This window comes from Kitasatospora sp. NPDC058478, from assembly GCF_042720345.1.
In the GTDB taxonomy this organism is placed as follows: domain Bacteria; phylum Actinomycetota; class Actinomycetes; order Streptomycetales; family Streptomycetaceae; genus Kitasatospora.
The window spans coordinates 1-11633 of the sequence record NZ_JBHXML010000034.1 but is presented as its reverse complement, the minus strand read 5'-3'; the positions used below and the strand labels follow the sequence as shown (position 1 = coordinate 11633).

8 protein-coding genes are annotated in these 11633 nt (G+C 73.2%); 5 read left to right on the top strand and 3 right to left on the bottom strand.

Annotated features, from left to right (window positions below):
* Positions 1 to 106 precede the first annotated feature (106 nt).
* Entirely contained in the window at positions 107 to 2158 is a 2052-nt protein-coding gene (locus tag ACFWPT_RS20035; RefSeq protein WP_380483164.1) for an FAD/NAD(P)-binding protein, read from the top strand.
* A 188-nt stretch (positions 2159 to 2346) separates the two neighbouring features.
* Entirely contained in the window at positions 2347 to 4632 is a 2286-nt protein-coding gene (locus tag ACFWPT_RS20030) for an FdhF/YdeP family oxidoreductase (protein WP_380372586.1), read from the top strand.
* 77 nt (positions 4633 to 4709) lie between these two features.
* Here ACFWPT_RS20030 and ACFWPT_RS20025 read toward each other — a convergent pair whose 3' ends face one another.
* Positions 4710 to 6341 (bottom strand): NlpC/P60 family protein, encoded by a 1632-nt coding sequence (locus ACFWPT_RS20025; protein ID WP_380483162.1) that lies wholly within the window; start codon positions 6339 to 6341, stop codon positions 4710 to 4712.
* A gap of 333 nt (positions 6342 to 6674) precedes the next feature.
* On the opposite strand from ACFWPT_RS20025, the gene ACFWPT_RS20020 reads away from it, so the two are divergent.
* Positions 6675 to 7859 (top strand): anion permease, encoded by a 1185-nt coding sequence (locus tag ACFWPT_RS20020; RefSeq protein ID WP_380372581.1) that lies wholly within the window; start codon positions 6675 to 6677, stop codon positions 7857 to 7859.
* A gap of 26 nt (positions 7860 to 7885) precedes the next feature.
* Positions 7886 to 8134: a hypothetical protein gene (locus tag ACFWPT_RS20015; protein ID WP_063347835.1), complete on the top strand. Its 249-nt coding sequence runs from the start codon at positions 7886 to 7888 to the stop codon at positions 8132 to 8134.
* 130 nt (positions 8135 to 8264) lie between these two features.
* On the opposite strand, the gene ACFWPT_RS20010 is transcribed toward ACFWPT_RS20015, so the two are convergent.
* Positions 8265 to 9812 carry an MDR family MFS transporter gene (locus ACFWPT_RS20010; protein WP_063347836.1) on the bottom strand — a complete coding sequence of 516 codons (1548 nt, stop codon included), beginning with the start codon at positions 9810 to 9812 and terminating at the stop codon, positions 8265 to 8267.
* 168 nt (positions 9813 to 9980) lie between these two features.
* A complete protein-coding gene (locus ACFWPT_RS20005; protein ID WP_371517154.1) occupies positions 9981 to 10430 on the bottom strand; it encodes a MarR family winged helix-turn-helix transcriptional regulator in 450 nt (149 codons plus the stop codon).
* Between the two features lie 112 nt (positions 10431 to 10542).
* Here ACFWPT_RS20005 and ACFWPT_RS20000 point away from each other — a divergent pair, with 112 nt between their 5' ends.
* Positions 10543 to 11595 (top strand): ABC transporter permease, encoded by a 1053-nt coding sequence (locus tag ACFWPT_RS20000; RefSeq protein WP_380483160.1) that lies wholly within the window; start codon positions 10543 to 10545, stop codon positions 11593 to 11595.
* The last annotated feature ends 38 nt before the right edge of the window (positions 11596 to 11633 follow it).

The window sequence follows — 11633 nt, the reverse complement described above, 5'->3', positions numbered from 1 at the left end:
GCGCCTGCCGAGCGAAGCGAGGTGGGCGCATGAGCGAGCGGAGCGAGCGAATCATCGAGAGGTGCGTGTTGCGCGAAGCGCCTGCCGAGCGAAGTGAGGTGGCCGCATGAGTGTCCTGGTGATCGTCGGCGCGGGCCCGCGGGGCACCGGGCTGCTGGAACGGATCGCCGCCAACGCGGCCGAACTCCTGCCCGCCGAACGCCCGTTGCACGTCCACCTGGTCGACCCGCACCCGCCCGGCGCGGGCCGGATCTGGCGCCACGAGCAGTCCCCGCTGCTGCGGATGAACTCGATGGCCGAGGACGTCACCATGTTCACCGACGAGCGCTCGACCATCGACGGGCCGGTCCGCCCGGGCCCCTCGCTGGCCCAATGGGCGCTCCGGCGGCGGGAGTTCGCGCCCTACCGGGAGGTCGCCGACCCGGCCGTCCGGGCCGAACTGGACACCCTCGCGCCCACCGACTTCCCCACCCGCCGGGCCCAGAGCGCCTACCTGGACTGGGCGTTCCGCCGCGCCGTCGCCGACCTGCCGCCGCACGTCACGGTCACCGTGCACCGGGACACCGTCCGGCGGATCGACGGCCCGCCCGACGGCCCGCAGACCGTCCACCTCACCGGCCGGACGCTCACCGCCGACCACGTCGCCCTCACCCTCGGCCACCTCGACTCCACCCCGCACCCCCGGTACGCCGCCGACGCCGACTTCGCCGCCCGGCACGGCCGCTTCCACCTCCCGCCCGCCTACTCCGCCGACGCCGACCTGGACGGCATCGCCCCCGGCGAGCACGTCGTGCTGCGCGGCCTCGGCCTGGCCTCCGTCGACCTGGTCGCCCTGCTCACCGAAGGGCGCGGCGGCCGCTTCGAGCCCACCGGGGACGGGCTGCGCTACCGCCCGTCCGGCCGCGAACCGGTGCTGCACCTCGGATCCCGGCGCGGCGTCCCGTACCACTCCAAGACCGACTACCGACTCCAGGGGCCGCCCGCCCCGCTCCCCCGGTACTTCGACGCGGCCGCCGTGGACGCCGTCCTCGCCACCGACGGGCCGCTCGAACTCCGGCGCGACTTCTGGCCGTCGATGGCCAAGGAGACCGCCTTCGGGCACTACCACGAGCTGTTCCACGCCCACCCCGAACGCACCGCGCTGCCCTGGCCGGAGTTCCTGGCCCGGTTCGACCGGCACGACTGGTACTCCCCCGACCTGGCCGCCCTGGTCGCCGAGGCGGTACCCGACCCGGCCGACCGGATCGACTTCGAACGACTCGACCACCCGCTGGCCGGCGTCGAACTCGGCTCCGCCGAGGAACTCCAGCAGCACCTGCGCGCCTACGTCACCGCCGACGCCGACCGCCGCGCCGACCCCGCGCACAGCGCCGACCTCGGCGCCTTCCTCGCCCTGCTCTCGCTGTTCGGCCAGCTCCCGCGCATCCTCGCGACCGGCCGGCTCACCGCCCGCTCGGTCGCCGAAGAGGTGGACGGGTGGTTCTTCGGCTACTTCAGCTACCTCGCCTCCGGCCCGCCCGGCTTCCGGCTGCGCCAGCTGCTCGCCCTGTCCGAGGCCGGGATCGTGCGCTTCCTGGGCGCGGGCGTCCGGGTCGAACGGGACGAGGCCACCGGCACCTGGCGGGCCGGCGGCGACACCGTGCCGGGCCACCGCATCACCGCCACCGCCCTGGTCGAGGCGTACCTGCCCAAGCACCAGCTGACCCGCACCCTCGACCCGGTGCTGCGCGAACTGCACCGCGCCGGGCGGCTCGTGGAGGAGGTGGTCGCCGACGAGGAGTACACCCACCGCTCCGGCCTGGTCACCATCGCCCCCGGCGACAGCCGACTGCTCGACCCGGCCCTGGGCGGCGCCCCGCACCCGCGGCGCACCGCACTCGGCCCGCACACCAGCCTGCGCGCCGCCGCCGCCTTCGCCCGGCCCCGCACCGATTCCCCGGGATTCCGACAGAACGACGCCGCCGCCCGCGCGCTGCTGCGGGCACTGGCCGCGCTCCCGGCCGCCGCCCCGGCGCCCGTCGTCGATCCCCCGCCCGCCCGCCGCCGCCAAGGCACCCGCCTCGCCGCGCGGTCGGCGGTCGCCGCCCCTGCTCCGCCGTGCGGTCAGCGCACCCCGCCACCGCCGCGCCCGCCCTCCGGCCGGACGAGGGGGGCCTGACGGCGGGCCCCGGGAGCGGCCCGGTCGCAGGTTCGGGGCCCGAAGACCCGTTCGACCCCCCTCCCCCCGTCCGTACCCGGGTGGAAGGATGGGGCCCCGAGCCCCCGCGACGAAGCGGCGGGCCCGGCGGGCCCGGTGTCACCCCGGTGTCACGGCCGCCGGACGAGCAGAGCCGAGGAGAAGCGGTCATGGCCAAGCAGGCCCCGCAGAGCGACCCGGCGCAGGACGCCCCCGAGGTGTCCGCGCCCCAGCACGCGGCGGCCGGGCTGCCCGCGGTCGGCCACAGCCTGCGGATGGCCGCCGAGCAGATGGGCCCCCTGCGCACCCTCGCCACGCTGCGCAAGGTCAACCAGCCGGACGGCTTCGACTGCCCCGGCTGCGCCTGGCCGGAACCGGGCAAGACGCACACGGCGGAGTTCTGCGAGAACGGCGCCAAGGCCGTCGCCGAGGAGGCCACCGAGCGCCGGATCCGCGCCGAGTTCTTCGCCGCCCACCCGGTCGCCGAGCTGGCCGAGCGCTCCGGCTACTGGCTGGGCCAGCAGGGCCGCCTCACCCAGCCGATGCTGCTCGACGAGGGCGCCACCCACTACACGCCGGTCTCCTGGGACGACGCCTTCGCGCTGATCGCCGAGGAGCTGCGCGCCCTGGACACCCCGGACGGCGCCGCCTTCTACACCTCCGGGCGGACCAGCAACGAGGCCGCCTTCGCGTACCAGCTGTTCGCCCGCCGGCTGGGCACCAACAACCTGCCGGACTGCTCCAACATGTGCCACGAGTCGTCCGGCTCGGCGCTCACCGAGACGCTCGGCGTCGGCAAGGGCAGCGTCAGCCTCAAGGACCTCTACCAGGCCGACCTGATCATCGTGGCCGGCCAGAACCCGGGCACCAACCACCCCCGGATGCTCTCCGCGCTGGAGCGCGCCAAGCGGGCCGGCGCCACCATCGTGAGCGTGAACCCGCTGCCGGAGGCCGGCCTGGAGCGCTTCAAGAACCCGCAGCACGCGCGCGGCCTGGTCGGCCACGGCACCAAGCTGACCGACCTGTTCCTGCAGATCCGCCTCGGCGGGGACCTGGCGCTGTTCCGCGCGCTCAACCGGATGATCCTGGAGCAGGACGGCGTCGACCGCGCCTTCGTCACCGAACACTGCCACGGCTTCGAGGAGTTCGAGGCGCAGGCGGGCACGACCGACCGCGCCGAGGTGCTCGCCGCGACCGGCCTGCCGTGGGAGCAGATCGAGGAGCTCGGCCGGCTGGTGCTGGGCTCCCGGAAGATCATCGTCTGCTGGGCGATGGGCCTCACCCAGCACAAGCACGCCGTCCCGACCATCCGCGAGGTGGTCAACTTCCTGCTGCTGCGCGGCAACGTCGGCCGCCCGGGCGCCGGGGTCTGCCCGGTACGCGGGCACAGCAACGTCCAGGGCGACCGGACGATGGGCATCTTCGAGCGGCCCTCGACGGCCTTCCTGGACGCGCTCGGCAAGGAGTTCGGCTTCGAGCCGCCGCGCGCGCACGGCCTCGACTCGGTGGACACCATCCGGGCGATGCGCGACGGCCGGGTCGGGGTGTTCTTCGCGATGGGCGGCAACTTCGTCGCGGCCACCCCGGACACCGACGTCACCGAGGCGGCGATGCGCCGCTGCCGGCTGACCGTGCACGTCTCCACCAAGCTCAACCGCTCGCACGTGGTCACCGGCGCCCGCGCACTGATCCTGCCCACCCTGGGCCGCACCGACCGGGACGTCAGCGGCGCCGGCGCCCAGTTCGTCAGCGTCGAGGACTCGATGGGCCAGGTGCACTCCTCGCGCGGCGGCCTGCGCCCGCCCGCCCCGGGCCTGCTCTCCGAGACCGCGATCGTCTGCCGGCTCGCCCGCAGCGTCCTCGGCCCCGGGGACACCGTGCCGTGGGAGGACTTCGCCGCCGACTACGACACCCTGCGGGACCGGATCGCCCGGGTCGTCCCCGGCTTCGAGGACTACAACGAGAAGGTCCGCCGCCCCGGCGGCTTCACCCTGCCGCACGGCCCGCGCGACTCCCGGACCTTCCCCACCGCGACCGGGAAGGCCAACTTCACCGTCAACCCGCTCACCGCCCCCGAGGTCCCGCCGGGCCGCCTGCTGTTGCAGACGCTGCGCTCGCACGACCAGTACAACACCACCATCTACGGCCTGGACGACCGCTACCGGGGCATCAAGGGCGGCCGCCGGGTGGTCCTGGTCAACCCGGCCGACGCCGCCGAACTGGGCCTGGCCGAGGGCGCCTTCGTCGACCTGGTGAGCGAGTGGCGGGACGGCGTCGAGCGGCGCGCCCCGCACTTCCGGGTGGTCCACTACCCGGTGGCCCGCGGCGGCGCGGCGGCCTACTACCCGGAGACCAACGTGCTCGTCCCGCTGGACTCCACCGCCGACATCAGCAACACGCCGACCTCCAAGGCCGTGGTCGTCCGCTTCGAGCCGGACACCGGCGCCCCGGCGTGACGCACGCGAAGGCCGCCCGGTGTCCGTGGACGCCGGGCGGCCTTCGTCATGGCTCAGGTCCTGTCCGGACCTAGGGCCTAGTTGCTGCCGAGCGGCAGTGTCGCGGTGGCGCTGCCCGGGGCCCCGGCGCTCGCCGAGCCGGTGGTGGTGGAGGCCGCGGTGCCGGTGGAACCCGGGGTGCCGGTGCCGGTGCCGGTGCCGGTCGGGGCGGGCGTCGCCGGGCCCGTGCCGGTCGGCGCCGGGGTGCCCGTCCCGGTCGGGGTGGGCGTGCCCGTCCCGGTCGGGGTCGGCGTGGGCGTGGGCGTGGGCGTGCCGGGGGCGGTGGTGCCGGTGCCGGACGGCGTCCCCGGGTCGGTGGGCGTTCCGGTCCCGGTGCCGGACGGCGTGCCGGTGCCGGTGTCCGCGGGCGTGCCCGGGGTGGTGGACGGCGTGCCCGGGGTGGCCGGCGGGTTGGCGGGCGTGCCGGGGGCCGGGGCGGCCGGGACCTGGTTGGCCGGGCTGGGCGCGATCGGGGTGACGGTGTCCCAGCCGGCGGGCAGGTCGGGCACCTTCCAGCTGCCGCCGGCCTCGTCCGCCGCGCCGGACGGGTCGGGCCGCACCGCCCCGAGGATCGGCATCGAGCCGATCGGCGACACCTTGATGACGGCGCCCGGCCGGGGTGCCTGGACGACCAGCCCGCCGCCGATGTACATCGCGACGTGCGTGGCGCCCTCGAAGTAGATGACCAGGTCGCCGGGGCGCAGCTGGTTCAGCGCGATGTGCGGGAGCTGGGCCCACTGCTCCTGGCTGGTGCGCGGGATCGGCAGCCCGGCGTGCAGCCAGGCCTGCGAGGTGAGGCCCGAGCAGTCGAAGGAGTCCGGCCCCGCGCCGCCCCACAGGTACGGCTTGTTGAGCTGGGCGAGCGCGAAGGCGATGGCGGTGCGGCCGACCGCCGACGGGGTGCGCTCGCCCTTGCCGAGGGCGCCGGAGGCGAGGAAGGCGAGCTGGGCCTCGTCGGCCTTGGCCTTCTCCAGCTTCTCCAGTTCGGTGCGCTGGGCGCCGGTGAGCGAGGAGACCAGCTGCTCGACGGAGGCGAGGTCGGTGGCGACCTTGGCCTTGGCGGCGTCCTGCTGGGTGACCAGCGTCTGGGAGGTCTTGAGCGCGTCCTCGGTCTGCTTCGTCAGGCCGGCGAGGGCCTCGCGGTCGGTCTTCAGCCGGTCCAGGAACTCGGACTGCGAGCGGCTGGCGGCGGTGAGCAGTTCCGCGATGGTGACGGCCTCGTACGGGTCCTTGGAGAGCAGCAGTTCGGCGTAGGCGGAGGCGGCGCCGTTGCGGTACTGGGCGGCGGCGAGCTGGGAGGCGATGTCGGTGCCGGCGTCGACCTGCTTCTGCTGGCGGTCCATCCTGCCCTGGAGGTCGGTGAGCGCGGCCTGCTGCTCGGCGACCTTGGCGACGGCGCCGTTGTACTGCTCGGTGGCGGTCTCGGCGCTCTGGTAGAGCGCGTGCAGCTGGTCGAGCAGCGGGCCGAGGGTGGCCTTGGCGGCGGCGAGCGGGTCGTCGCCCGGACTGGCCGCGGTGATCGAGGCGCCCGGGTCGGGGGCGGCGTACGCGGCCTGCGCGGCGAGCGGGAGGGCGAGCGCGGCGGCCGCGAGGGCGGCTCCGCAGCGCAGTGCCGCCCGCAGCCAGGGCCGTACGACTGCCGTTTCAGTGCGCTGTGCAGCCCCGCCCATGGGTTGGTCCTCCCCGCCCCAGCCTGTCACCGGCGTCCCCGGATCCCGCAGATCCTCCCACGGGTTACTCACCGGAAACAGGGCGCATCCGGACTGGGAGGTTAATTCTCGGTTGATCTGTGAGACAGCTCTCAGCAAACCGGAGCGAACCGGGGCGAACTTCGCTAATGTCCAGCTCAGCGCGACCGCCGACACCCTTCCGAAAGCTTCCGGACACCACCGGGACACCAGCGGAACCACGATTCCCGGCTCAGTTCACCTTCCGTTTACCAAACAGACCTACGGTCGCGACGACACCAACGTCCGTGCGACAACTACGACGATTGTTTGGGTATGGAACACATCTCGTTCCTGGTAGCCGTTGTGATCATCACGGCGCTCGCCTTCGACTTCACCAACGGGTTCCACGACACCGCCAATGCGATGGCCACCTCCATCGCGACGGGAGCCCTCCGGCCGAAGGTCGCGGTCACCATCGCGGCCGTCCTCAACTTCGCGGGCGCGTTCCTGTCCGTGAAGGTCGCCACCACCATCTCCGGCGGCATCGTCAACGAGAAGAGCGGCATCCACCCCGAGATCATCTTCGCCGCACTGGCGGGCGCGATCCTCTGGAACCTGCTGACCTGGCTGCGCGGCCTGCCGTCCAGTTCCTCGCACGCGCTGTACGGCGGCCTGATCGGCGCCACCGTCGTCGGTGTCGGCATGAACGGCGTCAACTTCGACACCGTCCTCTCCAAGATCCTGATCCCCGCGATCGCCTCCCCGCTGGTCGCCGGCCTGGCCTCCTGGGGCGCCACCAAGCTGGCCTACGCGATCACCCGCAAGGGCAACGAGACCACCGCCACCAAGGGCTTCAAGACCGGCCAGATCTTCTCGTCCTCGCTGATCTCGCTCGCGCACGGCACCAACGACGCCCAGAAGACGATGGGCATCATCACCCTGACCCTGGTGTCGGTCGGCGCCCTGCCGCACGGCGCGCTGCCGCCCACCTGGGTGATCATCTCCGCGGGCGCCGCGATCGCGCTCGGCACCTACATGGGCGGCTGGCGGATCATCCGCTCGATGGGCAAGGGCCTCGCCGACATCAAGGCGCCGCAGGGCTTCGCCTCCGAGTCGGCCGCCGCGACCGTCATCCTGACCTCCTCGCACATGGGCTTCGGCCTCTCCACCACCCAGGTCTGCTCCGGCGGCATCATGGGCGCCGGCCTCGGCGGCCCGAAGGCCGAGCTGCGCTGGAGCCTGGTGCGCCGCATGGTCTACACCTGGGCGCTGACCCTGCCGGCCGCCGCGCTGGTCTCGGGCGGCGCCGCGCTGCTGGTCCGCCAGGGCACCTGGGGCATCGTCCTGGTGGGCGCCGTGCTGGTGGCCGGCTCCGGCGCGATGTGGCTGATCTCCCGCCGCCAGCCGATCAGCGCGGACAACGTCAACGACGTCAACGACGTCACCCCGGTGGAGGTCCCCACCACCGCCGCCCCCGCGAACGCCCCCACCCCCGCCTCGACCACGGTCGCGGCCTGAGCGCCGCAGGCTGAGGAGCACCCGCCATGCACATCAAGTGGAACGCCCTGGCCCAGACCGCCGGTGCCAGCTTCGGCATCACCGTCGCCGTGGTCTCCGTCTTCGCACTCGGCATCCTGGCCCTGTCCCGCCGCGAGGCCGCGCTGAGCGCCCGCGAGGGCGAGGCCGCCCAGGAGCCGGGCGGCGGCCGGCTGGCCCTGGCCGGCGCCTACGCCTGCTTCGGCCTCTGCGCCGCGGCCGTCGTCTACGGCCTGGTCCTGATCGCCGCACCGTAGCGCGTGGTCCTGGTCGCCGCGCCGTAGCGCGTGGCCGACGGTTCCCGCCGTCCGCGCGCGCGGGACGAACCGAACGGGCCGGGGAGTGTGATCCACACTCCCCGGCCCGTTCGCGCATCCCCGCCCGGAGTCAGCCCTGCTGGCTGGTCTTCAGCGCGGTCTCCCGGATGAACAGCACCGTGACGAAGGCCAGCGCCGCGAACGGCGCGGCCCACAGGAAGACGGTGCCGACGCCGTGCCCGAACGCGTCCGTCACCAGCGGGACGATCGGGGCGGGCAGCTTGTGCAGGTCCGGGATGCCCCCGCCGCCGGCCGCGCTCGCGGCCGGGATGTGCGCGGCGGCCAGGTTCTCCGCGAGGTAGTGGGTCACCTTGCTGTTCATCAGCGCGCCGAGCGCGGAGACGCCCATCGCGCCGCCCATGGTGCGGAAGAACGTCACCACGGAGCTGGCCGCGCCGAGCTCGTGGCGCGGCACCGTGTTCTGCACCGCGAGCACCAGGTTCTGGCTGGTCAGGCCGAGGCCGATGCCGGTGATCGCCATGTAGACGCAGAGCAGCTTGTAGTCGGTGTCGGCGCGGGCGGTGGCGAGCAGGCCGAAGCCGATCGCGAGCAGCGCCGTGCCGGCGACCAGGTAGGCCTTCCACTTGCCGTACTTGGTGATCAGCCGGCCGGCGACGGTGGAGGCGAGCGCCAGGCCGAGGATCATCGGCAGGGTCATCAGGCCGGCCATGGTCGGGGACTTGGCGCGGGCCAGCTGGAAGTACTGGCTGAGGAAGGTGGTCGCGCCGTACATCCCGACGCCGACCAGCACGCTGGCCACCGCGGCCAGGGTGACGGTGCGGTACTTGAAGAGGTCCGGCGGGATGATCGGCTCGGCGGCGCGGCGTTCGATCACCACGGCGAGGGCGCCCAGCAGCAGGCCGCCGCCGACCATCGCGGCGGTCTGCCAGGACAGCCAGTCGTAGTTCGTGCCGGCCAGCGTGATCCAGATCATCAGCAGGCTGACGGCGCCGGTGATGACCAGCGCGCCCAGGTAGTCGATCTTCGCCTTGCGCTTGACCACCGGCAGCTTGAGGGTGCGCTGCACCACCAGGATCGCGGCCAGCGCGAACGGGATGCCGACGTAGAAGCACCAGCGCCAGCCCAGCCACGAGGTGTCCACGATGACGCCGCCGATCAGCGGTCCGCCGATGGTGGCCAGCGCGAAGACCGCGCCGAAGTAGCCGCTGTAACGGCCGCGCTCGCGCGGCGGGACCATCGCGGCCAGGCAGATCTGGCCCAGCGCGACCACACCGCCGGCGCCGATGCCCTGGAGGGCGCGGCAGGCGATCAGCTCGGCGGTGTTCTGGGAGAGGCCGGCCAGGGCGGAGGTGGCGATGTAGATCAGCAGGGCTATCTGGAGCAGCAGCTTCTTGCTGACGAGGTCGGAGAGCTTGCCCCAGATCGGGGTGGAGGCGGTCAGGGTCAGCAGGGCCGCGGTGATCACCCAGGTGTAGGCGGACTGGCCGCCGTGCAGGTCGGTGAGGATGTGCGGCAGGGCGTTGGAGACGACGGTCGAGGAGAGCACGGCCACGAAGAGGCCGAGCAGCAGGCCGGACAGCGCCTCCATCACCTGCCGGTGGGTCATCGGTTGATCGTCGACGGCGGCTCCGACGGTCGCCTCGGCTGTGACGGTCATCTGGGTCCTTCGGCGGGAGGAGTGAGCGGGGGCGGGGGGTGCGCAGGCAGGGAAAATTGTTGCCTTACGCAACCATAGGCCCGATGGTTGACTAAGGCAACTTTCTTCAAGCCCAAGTAAAGGCCGCGCCCCCAGGCCTGGATCCAGCCGCCGCGACCCGCCCCCCGGTCACTCCGCCGGCGGCTCCCCGATCACGTCGTTGAAGCGGTGCAGCAGCACCGCGAAGCGGTCCACGTCCTCCGGCGACCAGCTGCCCAGCAGCTCCCGCACCCGCCGCATCCGGACGTCCCGGGCCGCCAGGTAGCGCCGCCGCCCGTCCTCGGTCAGCGAGACCAGCGCGGCCCGGCGGTCCAGCGGATCCGTCTCCCGGGCCACCAGGCCCAGCTCCTCCAGCGCCCGGATCTGCCGGCTCACCGTGGCCTTGCCGACCGCGAAGTGCACGCCGACGTCCGTCACCCGCACCCTCCCGGCCTGCTCGATGTAGCCGAGCATGCTGTACGCCATCCCCTCCAGCTCGGGGTGCACCCGGCGTGAGAGCTCCGCCACTCGGGCCCGGCCCCGCCGGAACATCAGCGCGACCTCGCGCTCCACCGCCAGCAGGGATTCCTCGTCACTCACCGCGCCAGTATCCCGCAGCCGCACTGGCTGGAAGGCGGCGCGTGGGGTGCGACAAGCTAACTAGTTCATGGTATGAAGTATCCGTTTTCCCCCAATACACAAGGAGATGTGGATGGCCGCCCCGGGGCAGGGTTTCGTCGCTGAACTGAAGGGCGCGGTCACACCGCGTGCGGCACTGCTCGTGATCGGCGTGCTGCTGCTGCAGCTCGGCTTCATCACCTCGTACGTCGGGGCGCTGCACCACCCGGCCCCGCACGAGCTGTCGATCGCGGTGGTCGCCCCGCCGCAGGTCGCCCCCAAGCTGGTCCAGGCGCTGGAATCCGTGCCGGACGACGCCGTCAAGGCCGTCACCGCCCCGGACGCCGAGACGGCCGCCCAGCAGATCAAGGACCAGAAGATCTACGCCGCGCTGGTCGTGAACCCGACCGGCACCGAGGACACCCTGCTGGTCGGCGGCGCCCGCGGCACCTCCGCCGCCAAGGCCGCCGAGTCCATCACCACCGCGCTGGACAAGGCCCAGGGCCGCACCGTCAAGGTCGAGGACGTCGTGCCGCTCGCCAAGGGCGACACCAACGGCCTCTCCGCGTTCTACCTGGTCATCGGCTGGTGCGTCGGCGGCTACCTGGTCGCCTCGATCCTCGGCATCAGCGCCGGCTCCAAGCCCGCCAACGTCCACCGCCTGCTGATCCGCCTCGGTGTGCTGGCGCTGTACTCGGTCGGCGCCGGCCTCGGCGGCACGATCATCGCCGGACCGGTGCTGGACGCGCTGCCCGGCTCGATCCTGGCCCTGACCGGCATCGGCGCCCTGGTGGTGTTCACGGTCGGCGCGTTCACCATGGCGCTGCAGTGCCTGTTCGACGTCATCGGCATCGGCGTCGCGGTGCTGATCTTCGTGGTGCTGGGCAACCCGAGCGCCGGCGGCGTCTACCCGGCACCGATGATGCCGCCGTTCTGGCGGGCCATCGGCTCGCTGATCCCGAACGGCGCCGGGACCAGTGCCACCAAGTCGATCGCCTACTTCGGCTCCACCAACCTGGGCATGCCGATCGTGGTCCTGGTGGTCTGGGCGCTGATCGGCATCGGCGTCGCCTACCTGGCCGTACTGCGCGGCCCGCGCTCCGGCGGCCGCGAGATCGTCGCCGCCGAGGCGTCCTCCGAGGCCTGATCCCCCGCGTTCCTGCGCCCGAGCCCCGGGCCGGGAGG